Below are 16,686 nucleotides of genomic sequence, written 5' to 3'. Positions count from 1 at the left end.
CAGCTCATGCCGAAGTCACAAGTTGACAGTCAGAACGACAACCGAGTGGCTTTGACATAATGGCAGTAAAAGGAAACCAGATTGAATCAGTTGAATTTCCTGTCGTTAAAATCAGCTACTTCTTAGGCCAAGCACCTGATCAGTATTCGAGTATAGAAGATTTGATAATCTATCAAGACAAAATTAAAAGTTATTTCTTAATAATTAATATTGCTTCTTATAACCTATTTTTAAGGCTGCAGTGACTGAGTACTTATGACAGGATCAGGGAAATCTGTTTACCGGTGAAGCGGGAAGGGAGGTATTGATGGTACCCTTTGGCGATAGCTGCCTCGACAATATCTGGCAGACGGTGAACACCAAATTTTGTTTTGAGAGCACTGATACGACCTCTGACTGCAGATTCAGAGATGTTAAGAATCCTTGCAATCTCTTTTGTTTTTTTATCGCAGAGCAACAAAAAAAGAACTTCGGTCTGTGAGTCTGGCAAATCTTCCGGACACTGACGCAGAATGGAGATATCAGACTTCCCCGTGAAATATTTATAAAGCCGCTGCAAACCCATTACTCCATTTTTCCAATGCTCGAGCACATCCCGCCCCTGATGTAAGCTGCCAACGATTTCTGCTTCATGGTGCTTTGCATGAGAACTGCTGATGACTTCATTTTCCAATAGGAAAATGGGCGTCTTTCTGAAAATATAAACGAACCATTCATTCTTATTTCCGGGGTGTATATCCAGAACTTCAATGGCACTGAGGGTTTGCAGGCAGTGTTCGTTCTGTTCTATAAAATTGCCTGCACAGACGTCATAACAGGCTGCTGGAGGTTCGGTCATATGTCGACCTTCAAAATCATAACTTTTACTAAGACCCACTACCTTGTTAAGATTTTTGTTGGCGTAGGCAAATCGATTGTGGACGTCCATTATGTCCCAGACGTCCTGAGGGTGGTATTCCATCAATGAACGATAGTGCAATATTACAGAGCGAGCCTTATCCATAACAGAATGACTGTCTTCTCGGGTGATTGATGAAAAAATCTGTTTGTTGTTTTGAGGAAGATGGTCAAACACACGGTCGCCTATGTAACGAGACTGGGCAGCATGATCCGGTCATTATCCAAGTGCTCAGGCGGGCATACAAACATGAGTACCAGGTCAGATGTAGCCATAAGCTGGTGTGCGGTTCCGGCATCTATGGTGAAGTTGTCTCCCGTAGATACTTTGCGGGACAGTGTTTCGCCAATCTGACCGTCATCGTCTACCACTGCGGTAAAAATAATGCCTTCGCCGGAAAGGATAGAATAGACCTCTTCTCCATCGGTATGGTAGTGGCAACCTACTTTATGGCCTTCTTTGATTTCTGCACAGAACAGGCAGAACTTCTTGCCAGAGGAGAGCGGAGCAATAGCAATTCCGACATTTTCATCGGCTTTTGCCTGGCTCAGGGCTTCTTTGATATTTATAACCGTCTTCACAGTATTTCTCACTCGACTGAATTTTTATTCGTAGGTCAAAGCATTGTTTAAGAACCGAAAAAGACAAGTTAATGAAGTCGTTGTTATTAAAATGATTTGAAATCGAAAATAGTTGGATTAATAACCGTTTAATACAGCAAAAATTATAGGTCAGCTTTTTGAAAAGCTGACTTATACTTCGAACGATTTGTTTTTAATGCGAGGTCATTGTTGTTATTTCGAAATAAGTTTTGTTCCAGAACGCCATCAGTCGTATTTGAGAAGCCAGTCTGTTAATTTCGATATTTCATTATTCAAGAGCAGTATCGTAAAGCAGTAAGAGACAGAGTGCCCTGCCTAAAGAACACCCTGTCGACGCTCACCACAGGGGGTGAACCGGCTTCTCAACCAGCCCCTGCCATTATGTCAAAGTCACAGGCTGACTATGAAACCGTTGGTTATTATAGTCAGTTCTGCGACTTGGGCGTAAATACTTTTATGGAGTATTTATGTTCAGGTATCTCCTGCGGACAGCCTTTGCCTTAAAGGCTGCCGGTCTAAATCTTCTGTTCCTCCAATACCTTCCGAAGCGTGCTCTTCTGCTGATCGTCCGATCGAGACTATTTCGAAGTCTATACCCGATTTTTCGGTAACCGCTGTGCATCCTGCTGTTGTCTGACGGCAGCAGATACTTTCATTTCGGCACAGCGATTTGCTTTGTTTTCCAACCATGGAAGCCAAAAAAGAAAAAGCCCGGTCATGGAACCGGGCTTTCTGAAGCAATGTTTGTTGTGTCAGTGCAGGACCATACATTGCCAGTTCTCTTTCTAGTCGAGATTGGCGTGTCTGGCAAGGTTTCTTGTCATGAGCAAATTGTCTGACGTACTGGTTGATCCGACCGGGTATCTCCAGGAAAAAAAGCTGGATTTTGCGTTATTGAGTTCTCTGATTGGGTTAAGAGTTGGGCGGGACTGGTGGTATGGTGATTGCCTTGAGTACCCGCTCGTAAACGTAAATGGTCAGATAACAGGATATGAGCGAATCTATCCGCGAGGGCTGTTGCACAAACATTGTCCGGATCGCTTTGCAGTCAAAGACAACAAGAAAGTCACCAAGGGCACGAAAGTTTCTCAAAGTTTTGCCTTAGTCGGCATTTCTCATGCGGAGCTACCAAAATATCTTGGCTGTCTGAGAATAGTTGGCGGTATGGCCGACGCGCTCAATGTCTATCTGGCCACTGGCGAACCTGTGGTTTGTATAGTTGGCGAGAACAATGCCCGATCAATCGCTGTACAATTGACAAATAAATGGCCGCACCTTGCCCACAACCTTGTCATTGCTTTGGATCATGATTTGCCTGGAATAATGGCGTGTCATCGTGCCGGTTTTCGTTGGGTGATACCACAAAGATACGGAGAAGACTGGAGCGACGTAAGACTGGATGCAGGTTTTCAGGGTTTAAAACGACAACTGCAGTGGGTGAGGAAACCGATACTCGCCATCAATTTAAAGTCTGTGCCCGTAGCTGCTGTCGAAATGGCAAAGGATAATTTCTGCGGTGATTATCGAAGTGCGCTTAAGCTTCTTGCCAAAACCAATAATGAGCAATTTGCAGGCACACTGGCGGAGGCCATTGTCAGTCGCTTTCATCATAGGGTTCCAGCCCAGTGCGGCGAACATGATTTTATTAAGAGGATTCAGGCCGCTAATCCTTATCTTTTGCATCCTGACACACTGAACCAGCTTAAACGGCAGTTAAGCTGTTACTGTTTCAGGCAGCAACAGGTTATTCAGCGTGAGTGTGGATTAAGCTCTGGTAAACGAAAGTCACTGGGAGAGTTCTATCACGCGGTATCAGCAATTACGCCCCAAACCGTTTCTTTGGAAAAAGGCCGGATAACCCTGGTAAAAGCCCCTTATGGATCAGGTAAAACAAAACTGATGTCGGCACTCTCTCAATCTGCCATGCAGAAGGGTGAGCGGATTTTGGCGATTACGCATCTGGTTTCCCTGGCTCATGAACTGGCAAAGCGGCAGGGGCTGGAGAGTTATCTGGATACCTATGAATTCTGTATGGCGAGTATCAACCGACTAGTGACGTGTATTAACAGCCTTTGTGCCCCGAATGTCAGCCGATTTCTGGAAACAGGAAAGACCGATATTTTGCTGCTGGATGAATTCTCGCAACATATCTCTGTGCTGGGGACCAGTCCTCATATCAAAGACCCTTCAGTTCTTGCACGTTACCTGGATTTAATTGAACAAACGCCTACCGTCATTATCTGTGATGCCGACTTGTCCTCTTATCATGTAGGGTTGTTGCAGGAGTGGTTTCCTGAGAGGGAAATACATTTTTACGAGATGCCGTATTCTCGGGATGTAACGCTGGCATGCCAGTTTGCTACTGGCAAAACTCAGGCTAAATCGGTCATCGATCAGCAGCTACTGCCCTCTGTCGCCCAAGGCAGAAAAATAGCGATAGCCACGGACAGCAGGGCATACGCAGGCAAACTGGAAAAAATCATCCGAAAACAGCACCCCGACATTTCAATGTTACTGTTTCATGGAAAAAATCGTAATGAGCCTGATCAGATAGCCTTTCAGAAAAACTTTGATCAGGAAGCTCAGCGATACCAGGTCATCATCTATACGCCAGCCATTGAGTCAGGTGTTTCGATTCAGACGCCGTTCGATCAGGTGTTTGGTTTTTCCCATAATGTTGTTTTGCCGACGAAGTTTGTGCAAATGCTCCGGCGGTTCAGGTCTGCCCAGCAGTTTACTGTGGTTGCCGATTTGATTCCGGGTAAAAAGGACAATGAGGACTGGCTGGCCAGAGTCCGGGCATTGCAGTACGCCCAACGCTATGTGCGCAATACTGATGGCGTAACGGTGGGGGAATACGATGGCTTTTGTGAAGCAGAGCGTAGCCGACAGGTGAAGCTCAAGGCATTGGGCGGCAATGGTCTTTTTTATCTGATGCAGAACCGAGGATTTGCTATGGAGTATTACCAGGGTAAACAACAATCAGAATCGTTTGATTTGTGCTGGAAAGCCACTGAAGAGGAGGTGGAAAAAGAGGAGAGGGCAGCGATACAACAGTCGCCTATCGTCTCTGCAAGCCAGTACGATGAGCTGTCTCATAAAGTCGAACCAAGGCTACAGGAAATATGCAGTTGTGAACGCTATCGAATCTGTGAAGAGTTGGGTATTGAGCCGGTAGCTCTGAAAGGTGAGATATTGAGTTCTGGAAGAAGGTTGAGCTGACACGACTCAGGCGATTTATGCAGTTCCCATTGCCGGATGGTAGCCATTACCGGCCAGAGCCTGATCAGGAAGGCACTTCCATTTGTCATCGACGATTTGAATCCATTGGCGTTGATGTTTATCGAGAGCTTTTGAAGCCATTATTTCCCAACTGGGATTATCAGCAATCATGGGGGGAGAAAGAAGCAGAGCAGGTGGTGGATAGAGTTGAGGCTTACCATAATGAGTATCCTTTCATGCTGAACCAGCTCAAGCTGATACCGGATTCTGTGATTTTGAACACTTCGGAAGGGGCAAGATTTCAGCGCCCAAAATCGGCCTGCAATTTCGTCAATCGATTGTTGAGAATGGCCGGGCTGGTCATCAATAGTCAGCAGGTTAGGACTGGTGAAATGCTTGCTGATACTGGACAGGGGAAGAGGGTCAGGCGTTATAGTATCAATCTGGAGTCATTGGCTTGTATGCGTCGTTATGCTCGATCCAGGGCGGTTCACAAGCAAATTGGGCTGTCACACACTGGTGTGTTTAGTATGAAAAAAGGGCAAGGTGTGACTGCCAGACTTCAATATCAGGTAAATGAGGCTTTCCATATCGCAACGACTTTAGATAGTCCTCTGCAGTTCAGGGCAGCCACCTCATCGAAAGCACTGCTACCTACAGTGAGGTCAGACTTTAAATCAGACTAAAACGTGGAAATTACATAAATGAGCGTTTATAAGCATGGAAAATTAGCTTCAAGCCTGGCTTTGAGCTTTTGATAGTGCCTGCCTTTTCAGTAAACCTGCATACAGTTTTGGCACTGGAAAAATTCAGTGAAATATAACCGTGTCTGCTCCTGAATTAGAGGGCGAATCTGTTCTGCTGCCACAGGTTCTGTAACATCATTGCACAGGCTGCGTCGGGTGAAAGGCTTAAACTGATTTTCAAGTTGTAATGCAAGAATGAACTCTTTCAGTTGCAGGTGTAGTAGGGTGTTCCCCAACCAGTAACCATGAGTCACTCGTCGATATTTCAGAATACCTAAATCCCTCCTCAGAATGACTCGCTTTTCGATCAGAGCCACTTTTACGATTTCGTCGTCTGCATAACCATCCTGTACAATGTATCAAAGCCCGATATCCGCAAATATCTGACTAGCTTGCCAAGATGAACATCTGCGATAAAGCAGGGGTTTCGTGATTGCACTGGTCGAAGCTTTTGCAGTCCATCAAGGTCAAGACGCTCGAAGACCGGATAGAGGGAGACCCGTTCAGACAGTATTTCACTGCCACTTGCATTTGATTCCAAGCAGAGTCGGCGATGTGGCATATCCCAAAGGTGGAATCAGACATATGATTCCGGTCAAAGGAGATTACACGCTATCAAGCAATTGATTGATCAGAAGTGTAGCCGGCATTTTTATTTCAAAGATCTGATTTGCTGTGGTGAAACCTTCGAACAGGAACGGCCGGAAAATATGCCGCAGCAAGATGGCACCTGGACTGCTATTAAGCTCCTGGCTACGTCTATTCTTGATCCAGTACAAGACCATTTTGGTAGGATTCACTTGACCTACGGGCTATCTACTCCCTCGCTGACCTCTGCAATTCGTAAGCGAGCCAGGAAAAATGATAAGACGCCAAATATCTACCCTCCAGTGGATCAACATGCTGGGTATGAGCTGAACTGTAAAGGTATGCCAATATGTCCCGATCTGGGATTGGCCTGTGATTTTATCTGTACTGACCAGCCATCTGATGTGGTGGCTGAGTGGGTCATTCAGAACTGCGACTTCGATAAACTCTACTTCTATGGTGCCAACAGACCTTTGCACGTAAGCATCGGCCCAAAAAACAGAAAAGCTGTAACTATAGTGCGGCGGGTAAATCGAAAAGTTATGCCAAAAAATATTGCACCGGATAAATTTCGGGAATTTTGCCGCTGGGTTGAAGTGCCGTAAGCTTGAAGGGATAAGCAGAATAAAAGAATTATAAAATGGTTCCCAAAATCACTTATAGAGTTACCCGCGGTAAAAAAGCAGGCTCACAGCTGACTCCTCGTAAGCACGCTAGCGGTCAGTACGTAGTCAGTAAGACCCGTTTCAAGGAAGACTGCGAGTATGTTGATGATTTGGACAAAGTCCTCAAGTATTTAAAAGCCGGATATAAAGTCCGGGTCAGTGATCCAGCTACTAAATCCTCACCCAGCTTCGTTCGGCTAGAGTCTCTTGAGGTTTCTGAGCAATAATACTGCCAGTAAACATAATCAGACTACTCAGGGTTTTGTTGTTATGACGCCAGAATTGTTCCAGACGCAGGTAAAACAGCTGAAATACGGGAAAAAGTTGCCGGGTGCGATTTATTTGCATCGAAGTGTCTTTGAGCAAGAGGCTCCAGAGTTAGCCAGTTGGATAGCTGATAAGGTCAAAGTCTTGGGGCAAGAGGTTCAATGGACGGTCATCAAATTGCAAACCAACGGCTTTGGGGCCTCATTGCTGAACTACCCAGAGTTTTATGAAAATTCTTATCCTGAGCTAGAGTCCAGTTTTAATATCGATTTCGACCAAAATCGTTACAAGCACAATCGCTTTACCAACAGTAATCCGCCAATTCTTCACCGTAAAGAAACCATGATCACCCCGGCAGACCGTTATTATGAAGAGTTCTGCACCATTACCCGTGAAGGTGAAGATGCAGGTCTGTATGAAAACAGTAAAATCATAGGTTTCAAGCAAACTTGGGAAGCACTGATTCATGATCGTGGCTACGAGCTGGTGGACGGCCGGTTGTTTCGTTCATCGGCTGTAGACAATCGACAAGAGCATGTTGTGGAAAGACATAAGACGGCTTTATCTCGTGATGCTCTGTCCGCACCAATGAAAACTCTGGCTAGACATGGATACCTTGAAGGGGATTATTCGGTTTTTGATTATGGTTGTGGCAGAGGCGACGATCTTCGAGAGCTGGAAGCCCATGGCATTACAGCAACAGGATGGGACCCGAACTGGCGGGCAGAAGGGGAGAAAGAAGCAGCTGACCTTGTGAATATTGGCTATGTCATCAACGTTATCGAAGAGCTTGAAGAGCGTGTTGATGCCCTGTTGGGAGCATGGAAGCTAACCAATAAACTATTGGTTGTTTCAGCCATGATTGCTGGCGATGAACATATAAAGAAGTTCAAACGGTATAAAGATGGCGTAATAACGAGCAGAAATACCTTCCAAAAGTACTTCTCTCAGAGCGAGTTGCAGATATTCATTGAGCAGGTGGTGGAAGAGGATGCCATTGCTGTGGCTCCAGGTATTTTCTATATTTTTAAAAATAAAGATGAAGAACAGCTTTATCTTGCCAACAAACAGCGCAGAACAAGTCACCGCTGGAAGCAGATTACTCAAAAGCCCATCAAAATACCTAAAGCAGAACGCCTCTTTGCAGATCATGGTGAGCTGTTCGAACAGTTCTGGTTAAGTTGTCTGGACTATGGTCGCATACCTGCCGCTGATGAATTTCCAGAGACTGACAAGATCAGAGAACTTGTGGGCTCTCCAAAAAAAGCGTTTGCTCTGACTCAGGAGCGTTTTGGCAAGGATGATTTTGTCCATGCTGTAGAAGGTCGTCGGGAAGATCTCCTCATTTATTTTGCCTTACAACAGTTTAGTAAGCGTAAGCCATATAAGCATATGCCTGAGAAGCTGAAGCGGGATATCAAGGCTTTCTTTGGCGACTATCGTTCAACGCTAGCTGATGCCCAGAAACTGATTTATTCGCTTGCTGCTGCTGACTGCATCGAAAAAGCCTGTGAGAAAGCGCATGCAGATTTACCTGCCAGTATCCTGAATGACCGCCATTCTCTGGTCATACACTCTCGTTTTGTATCTGAACTGCCACCAGAACTGCGGCTTTATATTGGTTGTGCCACCATGCTTTATGGTGACGTAGAAAATGTTGACTTGATAAAAATACATATTCAGTCAGGAAAATTAACCCTGATGAGATATGAAGGCTTCGAGACCCAGCCAATCCCTATGTTGCAAGAACGAGTGAAGATTAGTCTGAGAAAGCAGTATATTGAGTTCTATGATTATGCTTCCGGGCTATATGATCCGCAGCCTCTGTATTGGAAATCAAAACTTATAGACGACAATTTCAAGGATTTTGATAAGCAAAAATCTTTCGATAAGAAGCTGCTATCGCTTGATCTGCCTGAGATGGATGGCTACGGGCTTGACTACAAAACGTTCACTGAAGTGCTTGAGCATGGCTTTAACCTGCAAATAAAGGGCTATCGCTTTTACAAAGTAAATCAAGAAATGGACGAGCTTTACTAATAAATTTACCACTGTTTATATATACATGAGGGTATATACTTACACTTCCATAAGCTATCTAAGTGTTAATGAGTAAATTCTGCGTATATTCGCCTTGCTACAAAGTTCGAACTAGATGACAATTAGTCACTGGAGGGTTTCTCCAGTGGCAAAGAGGCAATCGGACAACGTGACAAAATACACTGCAAAATTTTCAGGGCATGAAACCTTTCCCCTTAGATACGGATGGTTATATAAAGCTGTAAAATCAGTGCTTGACATTTATGGTGAAAAGCCTCAGAGACCCGTTTCCTCTGGAAATCCTGAAGATATCGAAAAAGCGGTTGTCCGGATGGGTGTTGGTAAAAATATGGTCAACTCTATCCGTTACTGGACTGATGCTTCAAAAATTATTGAAGAGCGAAATGGCCGAGATGATTTGACCGAAATTGCCCTTGAAATTTTTGGTGATGATGCTGAGTCCGGCTGGGACCCTTATATGGAGCAGTTGGCGACAATCTGGATTTTGCATTGGCAACTGAACTCAAACTATAAAGTGATGTCTGCTTCTCGCTGGTTCTTCAATCGTTTTAATGGTCAGCGCTTCGATAAGCAACAGCTGATGGATAGCATTTTGTCTGATGTAGACAAGCTTAATTTAAAAGCTGCTGAAAAAACGATCAGCAAAGATATTGAGTGCATGCTTCAAGGTTACAGTCAGAAAAACTCTAATAACTCAAAAATCAGCGAAGATAGCTTCTCTTCTCCGCTTGTAGAGCTTGGTCTTATCCGCACTCTTGAAGGCGGCAGATACAAGAAATTCAGTGCTGAGCTTGGTGGGCAGGAAAGTTTGCCCGCAGAGGTGTTTACATTTGCTCTTATTGATTACTGGAATCGAGAAGCAAAGAAAGATAAAACAATTTCCTTTGACCGCCTTTTGACCGCTGAAGGCTCTCCGGCACGAGTGTTTAGGTTATCTCAAAGTGCACTTGCGAACCGTCTTGATCAGGTTGAGGAGCTGACTCAGCGTAAAATCTCCTGGACAGACACTCAAGGGCTTCGTCAGATTCAGTGCGATGATATAGAAAACCTTGGCGAAGACAAGTTTGATCATTTAACCAAATTCTACGCGAAGCAGGGCAAATAATGCGGCTTGCAGATACATATTCCATCAATGTTCGTTATCAGCGAGCTACCCGCATTGACAATGATTTGTCTGCTGATTTCTTTCCCGGTCTGGTTTTTCATGGGACTGCTGAAAACACGCTGAGAACACTCGGTCGTCAGTTTGCAGAAGGTCAACAAAGAGCATTTACAGTTACTGGTCCATACGGAACTGGTAAGTCTACTATTGCTTTGTTGTTGACGGGTTTTCTGCATCACAAAAAAGTATACCGGAATGCTGCTCAAGGCTGCATCAGGAGTAAAATGTCTGAAGAGCTGGGAAAGTATTTCCCAGTTAAGAAAGGGTGGCTAGTTGTTCGTGCTGTAGGTGGCGTTGAGAGCCCAATAATTACAATCTGGAAGTCTGTATATACAGCTGTAAAAGATCATCCTAAAACATCAAAGCTTGCTGAACAGTACGCAATTCCAAAAGAAGCTCCCAATGAAGCGCAGCTAGAACAGATGGTCATCAACTTACTGAATGATGTGAAAGGTAAAGTTGATGGTGTGTACTTCATGCTGGATGAGATGGGTAAAGTGCTTGAACATTTCATTAAGCATGACCTTAATACGCAGTTCTTCCAGAACTTTGCAGAAAATTTCCAGAAAGCTGAACTGCCTGCATTTTTTGTAGGCTTTCTCCATCAGGCCTTTAGTGAGTATGCTCATTCCCGGGGTAAAGCAATTCAGGATGAATGGGCAAAAATTCAGGGGCGCTACAGCGATCTGTTATACAACGTCTCAGAAGATGAAACAGTAGCCCTGATTGCTCAGTCTATTGAATCAAAAAGCCAGCGCTCAGAAACCTGGCATAGCAAGCTGGTGAGCAATGTTTGCTCCAACTTGCAGCGAGCAAAGTTAAGAGATAGTGCAGTACTCCATGATCGGCTGCAGGGTTGTTTCCCTCTGCATCCAACGGTTGCTCTGCTGCTAGGCCCAATCTCCAAGCGTCGTTTTAGTCAAAATGAACGCAGCACCTTTAGTTTCTTAAACTCTAGAGAACCACATAGTTTTCATAATTTTATGGATGAGAATGATGATGGCAGCCATGCCAGCTATAGGCTTTATCATTTGTGGGATTATCTCGAAAGTAATCTGGAACATCACATTGTAAGCACCAATGATGGTCATGCTTGGTCTGTAGCCAGCGAAGCCATTATTAGAACCAGTAATCATGGAAGTGATATACATCGCCAGCTGATTAAGACCATCGCTATACTTAATTTGTTCGGTCGTACTCTTGGGATGTATGCCACTGATAAAGCAGTGAAATCAGCTATGGATCATGTGGCAGCAATAGAGCTGGAGCAATACTTCGAGGAGTTGAAGCAGCAGTCTATCATTACCTTCAGAAAGCACCTGAGCGCTTGGGCTGTTTTTGAAGGCAGTGACTTTGATCTTGAAGGACTGCTAGAGCTTCAGCGAGAAAAGCTTCAGTTCGATGATAGTTGGACTTCAGTATTAGAGTATCAGCAATTCACTATTGCCAAGCGTCATTACCATGAGAAAGGTACTCTGCGCTGGTTGGATCAACGCATCGCTTTGACCACAGACCAGGTGATGAGTGAAAAGTGGAAATCTAAGCATGGTACATTTGCATCTTTCCTGTTGTTGGCCAACGAGTCTTCCAGGGATGCTGGAAAACTCGTTGAGTTCAGCAAAACTCATCAGTCATGTGCTGTAGGTGTCAGCAATGAAATTGAGCCACTAAAAGTAGCTGCTCGTGAGTTATGGGCTTTGCAACTTATTGCGAAAGATACTCCTGAATTACAGCACGACAAGATTGCGGCAAAAGAGTATGAGGCTCGTTATGGCAACGCCCGTAAAGAGCTGGATGATGCTTATGATAAGGCATTCAATAATAGCCAGTGGTGGTTCGACGGGCAAACGCTTTCAGCAGGCTCTCTAAATGTCATTGCTTCCCGCATAGCGGATAAAATATACCCCTTTACGCCACAAATTTTTAATGAACTGATTAACCGTCAGAAGCCTTCCGGTACATCTAATTCCGCCCGCCGTAAACTTATGGAGAGGATGATAAGTTATAGCGATGAAGAAAACCTTGGCTTGAACGATGGTTTTCCACCAGAGAAAGCGATTTATCTTTCCTGCCTTAAGCAGACAGGTTTACATGCCAAGCAGGAAAATGGCGAGTTCAGTTTTGTAATACCCAGTGGCATCAGCTCGAAAAACCTTCAACATATGTTGAAGGCTACGGAGAAGACGATTAATGAATCCACTGAGCTGGTTACTCTGGCCGACATTTACAGCATGTGGGAAGCAAAACCCTATGGCTTAACCGCAGGTTTGTGCCCGGTTATCGCTCTTGCTTACCTGATGAGTCGCGATGAAGAACTGGCTTATTATGATAAGGACAGTACAGCCCGGTACGTATTTATTCCTGAAATTGATGATGAGTTTGTCAGTAAAATGATGCGTGCACCAAAGGAAGTAGGTGTTCGATATTACAAGGTAAGTGGCGTCAAGCATCACTACATCCACACCTTTGCCAGGGTTGCTGCTAAAAAGCTTGATCGGGATATTCCTCCACAGGCACTTAATATTGCCAGATCGCTGGTGACATTTGTCCATCAGAAACTACCGGCCTGGGTTAAAAATGCTCGGTTGCCTGATGGTCCTGCAAAAAAATTCCGTGATGCGGTATTAAAAGCTAACGACCCTTATCAGTTGTTACTGGAAGACTTGTATGCAGTTTTTGATTTAGATAGTGCCAAATCCGAGAAAGACTCTGACCAAATGCTTGATAATGCACTGAATAGTGCCATTGAAGAGCTGAGAGCAATGGATGAGGAGATGCTTAATGGCTATAAGAAAATTCTCAGATCTGAACTAGGAGAGCTTTCCGAAAATCTGGTGGAACGCTGTACAAAAGTAAGAGAAGTGGCCGCTGATTATCGTCTGCAAGCTTTTGCTCAGCGTTTAAGTCAGTGCCAAAACTCAAATCACAAATGGCTCGAAGGTCTCATTTCTCTGGTTGCTGCAGCCCCGGCCAAAGATTGGAATGATATCGTCTTGGCAAGAGGGCGTGAGGAACTGTTCGACTACTGCCAGCGCTTCAAACGGGTTGAAACCTTTATTGCAGCGGGCTCTCAGCAAGATGAAGGAAGATCCAAATCTATAGCCTTGGTTATTGGATCTGGAGGACAGGCTGAAGAATATGTTCGACAGGTGACAATCAGTGATCAGCAGTCACAAGAAGTAACTCAGCTCAAATCTGAGCTGGTTAAAGTACTGAAGAAACATAATGCGGATGATCTCAAGGCGCTTGCTTTGCAAGAAACCTTGCAGGATTTACTCAGTCCGTATGAGGCGCCGGTGTGCGCTAAGGAAGGTGCTTAATGACAGAACCTCGTAAAATTAAACATGTTCTTGGACTATCGGGAGGAAAGGACAGTGCTGCGTTAGCTATCTATATGCGCGACACTTATCCAGACCTAGATATTGAGTATTTCTTTACTGATACTGGAAAAGAGCTGCCGGAAGTCTATGACTACTTCAACAAACTGGAAGCTTATCTGGGCAAAGATATTGCTCGCCTGAATGATGATAAGGGCTTTGATTATTGGCTTAAGCAGTTCAATAACTTTCTGCCTTCCGCACAGCAGCGGTGGTGTACTATTCAGATGAAGCTGAAGCCATTTGAAGAATGGGTAAAGCCTCTTATCGAAGATGGTTATGAAATTGTCAGTTACGTTGGTATTCGGGCAGATGAACCATACCGAGATGGTTATGTGCCGACAGAAAAGTTTCTGAAGGTAAGAATGCCATTTGTTGAAGATGGCCTGAATAAGCAAGATATTATTAATATCCTTAATAACACCGGGCTTGGCTTGCCTAAGTATTACGAATGGCGTTCACGAAGTGGTTGTACTTTCTGTTTCTATCAGAGAAAGATTGAGTGGGTGAAACTAAAAGAGCGTCATCCTGAAGCTTTTGAAGAAGCTAAATGCTATGAAAAGCATTTGAATGAGAATGCTTCGGGCGAAAAATATTACTGGTTGGGTATGGACACTCCACTTAATACGCTTGAAGACCCTAAGCGAATTGAAGAAATTAAACGGAACCATGAGAAGGCACTGAAGCGGTTTGAGAAAAAACGTCGACGGAATGCGCTTTATGAGGAAGAGTTGATTGAAATGGTGGACCTGGATGCCATTTATGATGAAGTTGAGGGCGGTGGAGCTTGTATTACTTGTTATAAATAGTTGATAACTCGAGTTTAGAGTGAGCAGGCTTCGATAGTTGCCAGAAAAAGGCGCAAGTTGGCGGTTCCGAATACGCTAAAGCTGGAACCGCCATGCTCACTCAAGAACAGAAAACTATCCTCGGCAAGCTAGCCGATTACATCTCTTTTAAGACGGACAAAGAATAAGAAATCTTGGGGATGGCAGCCAGTACGCAGGTGTATTTGGCGCTTACTAAAGATCAAAACCCAGGGTAGAAAAGCTCAAACCCTCTTTCGGGTAGGCAAGGATCACCTCCAGCGAATCTTTGACCACTTTGAGATATGGCTTGAAGAGTTTATCAAAATGCTATCGCTCTTCTTCGAGCCACGGTGGTGTGAGTCTTCATGAGAAATGTCTTATACAGAGGTGTTTGAGGGTTTTCGGACGGGTACTAGATAGTCGATGGAATCGACCTATCTTTTGCCTCTCTCGCAGTAATGGTTTAGCTGAAGCGAAATATTTCTTGTGAAAAAAATATGTTTTGTATATTTCTAATGCATTGAATTAACGGATGTTTTTGAAAATAAGAGCCGTGTTTGTGTTTAGAAAGTATAGATATCCGCAAACCAATCTAGTGTTTGTACAAACATTGCATATACTGACCTTATAGACAAATAAAAAAGGCATAAAATGCTTGCACTGGATGGCGAAACTTTATTCACACAAGGTCATAAATTAGTAGTTCCAGATCAACCTGGAGTGTATGTCATACACGACCTTAGGGGGCCTTTGTATGTTGGTAAAACAGAACGACTAAGCCGAAGGTTTTCACAGCATTACTACGGATCTCATAACAGACCGTTGAGGAATGCACTTAATATTAGTGTTGGCTCAGTAAGGTTTAGCTGGATTATTTGCAATAATTCAATTCGTTTAAATGAGTTGGAACAAGAAGTGATAACAATGTTACAACCTAGTTGTAATTTAACTTAAGCGATACAGGAGAATAAAAATGAGCACATTTGCGTGTACCAAAGCAAAAATGGGAAGTAATAATTATTTTGTTGCAACACTAAATGCTAAGGAATTAATGGCGTTTAGAGCTGCAGGAGAAATCGATGAATGGGCTAATATGGGTCTTGAAGAAAGGCTTCAAAGAGAATTAAATAAGAAACGTGTAGTGGATGAAATAGTCCCATATCTTGTGAAATCATCAGATAGGTTGTTTGGTTCGATTATTGTTCTTGTTTTTGATGGTGATATACATTTTGAATCTGTAGCTGATATCTCTACAAAGATTCCTCAAGCATACAAAACACAAATGTCTAATATGGGATTTCTGACCGTTGAAAAAGGAAAATATATTATTCTTGATGGTCAGCATAGGTGGGCAGCAATACGTGAAGTAATACAAAATCCAGATCTGGATGGAGAATACAAATCAGATGTTCCTAATGATGATATACCTGTAATATTTATTAATCATGAGAACAATGAAAAAACAAGAAGGATTTTTAATAAACTTAATAGAACGGCTAAAACTGTTAGTCGTGGTGATTACCTGATTACAAGCGAGGATGATGGCTATGCCATAATTACTAGACGTTTGCTTGAATTAGATTATGGGCCATTAGGTATTGTTTCAGGTAAAGATCTTATTGTTAATTGGAAAAGTAATACTATTGCTACACGTAGCACACAGTTAACAACAATAAGTACAGTTTATGAAACAGTTAAAGATATTCTGCACTGTGAAGGAATTAAGGATTTTGATGAAAAGAGTAGAGTGGTGAGACCTTCTGATGAAGAACTAGATGATGGATATGCAATTGCTGAACGATGGTGGAAAAGTGTTCTAGCTTCTATACCTGTTTACCATGATGCAATTGCAGATTCTAAAATATTGCCTCAATCTAGAAGTGAAGATCAACGTTGGTCAATGCTATTGAAACCTGTCGGGCAAATGGCTTTCTTTAAGGCTTTAGTTAAAATTAATGAGAGAGGCTTTAATCTAGCCACCACTCTGAACAATGCTCAAACTTTAGATTGGTCAATATCAAACAGCATATGGGATAATGTGCTAGTTCGTGCTGGTAAAAAAATACTATCAAATAAAGATAATATTGATTTAGGGTCAGAATTGATGGCTTATATTCTGTGCCCAGAATCTTTGGGCTCGAGTCAAAAGGAAGCATTACTTGATCGGTTGAATAAAGCCAAAGGGCAAGATGATAAAGGACTGCCTAATCAACCATTTTACCCATAAAGCTTAAATTAGAAAGAAAAACCAACTGCCTAGAACTTATATTAAGTGGTTGGTTTTTTTAA

The 16,686-nt window shown here is 43.4% G+C and carries 12 protein-coding genes and 1 pseudogene; 10 read left to right on the top strand and 3 right to left on the bottom strand.

The features are described 5' to 3' along the window. Positions 1-253 precede the first annotated feature (253 nt). Positions 254-1,003, bottom strand: a complete 750-nt coding sequence (locus KBW69_RS01140; RefSeq protein WP_257279614.1) for a LuxR C-terminal-related transcriptional regulator — start codon at positions 1,001-1,003, stop codon at positions 254-256. An 80-nt stretch (positions 1,004-1,083) separates the two neighbouring features. Continuing rightward, positions 1,084-1,479 carry a cupin domain-containing protein gene (locus KBW69_RS01135; RefSeq protein WP_257279613.1) on the bottom strand — a complete coding sequence of 132 codons (396 nt, stop codon included), beginning with the start codon at positions 1,477-1,479 and terminating at the stop codon, positions 1,084-1,086. A gap of 843 nt (positions 1,480-2,322) precedes the next feature. Between KBW69_RS01135 and KBW69_RS01130 the strand changes: the two genes are divergently transcribed. Together KBW69_RS01130 and KBW69_RS01125 are read left to right on the top strand one after the other, a co-directional pair. Then, entirely contained in the window at positions 2,323-4,722 is a 2,400-nt protein-coding gene (locus KBW69_RS01130; protein WP_257279612.1) for a plasmid replication protein, CyRepA1 family, read from the top strand. A gap of 17 nt (positions 4,723-4,739) precedes the next feature. Next, complete coding sequence (locus KBW69_RS01125) at positions 4,740-5,408, top strand: hypothetical protein (RefSeq protein ID WP_257279611.1); 669 nt, start codon at positions 4,740-4,742, stop codon at positions 5,406-5,408. An 86-nt stretch (positions 5,409-5,494) separates the two neighbouring features. On the opposite strand, the pseudogene KBW69_RS23585 reads toward KBW69_RS01125, so the two are convergent. Next, a pseudogene (locus KBW69_RS23585) lies at positions 5,495-6,030 on the bottom strand (Mut7-C RNAse domain-containing protein). Positions 6,031-6,091: 61 nt separating this feature from the next. Between KBW69_RS23585 and KBW69_RS01120 the strand changes: the two are divergent. The 8 genes from KBW69_RS01120 to KBW69_RS01090 all read left to right on the top strand — a co-directional run bounded on the left by KBW69_RS01120 (position 6,092) and on the right by KBW69_RS01090 (position 16,624). Next, positions 6,092-6,661, top strand: a complete 570-nt coding sequence (locus KBW69_RS01120; protein ID WP_257279610.1) for a hypothetical protein — start codon at positions 6,092-6,094, stop codon at positions 6,659-6,661. A gap of 35 nt (positions 6,662-6,696) precedes the next feature. After that, positions 6,697-6,948 (top strand): hypothetical protein, encoded by a 252-nt coding sequence (locus tag KBW69_RS01115; RefSeq protein ID WP_257279609.1) that lies wholly within the window; start codon positions 6,697-6,699, stop codon positions 6,946-6,948. A 43-nt stretch (positions 6,949-6,991) separates the two neighbouring features. Continuing rightward, positions 6,992-9,028, top strand: coding sequence for a DNA phosphorothioation-associated putative methyltransferase (locus KBW69_RS01110; protein ID WP_257279608.1), 2,037 nt, complete (start codon positions 6,992-6,994; stop codon positions 9,026-9,028). A gap of 145 nt (positions 9,029-9,173) precedes the next feature. Continuing rightward, entirely contained in the window at positions 9,174-10,154 is a 981-nt protein-coding gene (locus KBW69_RS01105; RefSeq protein WP_257279607.1) for a DUF4007 family protein, read from the top strand. Beyond that, positions 10,154-13,531: a hypothetical protein gene (locus KBW69_RS01100; protein ID WP_257279606.1), complete on the top strand. Its 3,378-nt coding sequence runs from the start codon at positions 10,154-10,156 to the stop codon at positions 13,529-13,531. Before KBW69_RS01105 ends, KBW69_RS01100 begins: the two co-directional genes overlap by 1 nt. Then, complete coding sequence (locus KBW69_RS01095) at positions 13,531-14,397, top strand: phosphoadenosine phosphosulfate reductase family protein (protein WP_257279605.1); 867 nt, start codon at positions 13,531-13,533, stop codon at positions 14,395-14,397. The genes KBW69_RS01100 and KBW69_RS01095 overlap by 1 nt, the downstream gene beginning before the upstream one ends. A gap of 651 nt (positions 14,398-15,048) precedes the next feature. After that, positions 15,049-15,351 (top strand): GIY-YIG nuclease family protein, encoded by a 303-nt coding sequence (locus tag KBW69_RS23580; protein WP_373690656.1) that lies wholly within the window; start codon positions 15,049-15,051, stop codon positions 15,349-15,351. A gap of 19 nt (positions 15,352-15,370) precedes the next feature. Next, complete coding sequence (locus KBW69_RS01090) at positions 15,371-16,624, top strand: DNA sulfur modification protein DndB (protein ID WP_257279604.1); 1,254 nt, start codon at positions 15,371-15,373, stop codon at positions 16,622-16,624. Positions 16,625-16,686 lie beyond the last annotated feature (62 nt).

The organism is Endozoicomonas sp. ISHI1 (genome assembly GCF_024606225.1).
Taxonomy (GTDB): Bacteria; Pseudomonadota; Gammaproteobacteria; order Pseudomonadales; family Endozoicomonadaceae; genus Endozoicomonas_A.
This window is presented reverse-complemented; position numbering and strand designations above follow the sequence as displayed.

Excerpts from the sequence above, each read along its gene's own strand:
- KBW69_RS01140 (WP_257279614.1), bottom strand. The coding sequence starts at position 1,003 with ATGGATAAGGCTCGCTCTGTAATATTGCACTATCGTTCATTGATGGAA.
- KBW69_RS01130 (WP_257279612.1), top strand. The coding sequence starts at position 2,323 with ATGAGCAAATTGTCTGACGTACTGGTTGATCCGACCGGGTATCTCCAG.
- KBW69_RS01125 (WP_257279611.1), top strand. The coding sequence starts at position 4,740 with ATGCAGTTCCCATTGCCGGATGGTAGCCATTACCGGCCAGAGCCTGAT.
- KBW69_RS01115 (WP_257279609.1), top strand. The coding sequence starts at position 6,697 with ATGGTTCCCAAAATCACTTATAGAGTTACCCGCGGTAAAAAAGCAGGC.
- KBW69_RS01110 (WP_257279608.1), top strand. The coding sequence starts at position 6,992 with ATGACGCCAGAATTGTTCCAGACGCAGGTAAAACAGCTGAAATACGGG.
- KBW69_RS01100 (WP_257279606.1), top strand. The coding sequence starts at position 10,154 with ATGCGGCTTGCAGATACATATTCCATCAATGTTCGTTATCAGCGAGCT.
- KBW69_RS01095 (WP_257279605.1), top strand. The coding sequence starts at position 13,531 with ATGACAGAACCTCGTAAAATTAAACATGTTCTTGGACTATCGGGAGGA.
- KBW69_RS23580 (WP_373690656.1), top strand. The coding sequence starts at position 15,049 with ATGCTTGCACTGGATGGCGAAACTTTATTCACACAAGGTCATAAATTA.
- KBW69_RS01090 (WP_257279604.1), top strand. The coding sequence starts at position 15,371 with ATGAGCACATTTGCGTGTACCAAAGCAAAAATGGGAAGTAATAATTAT.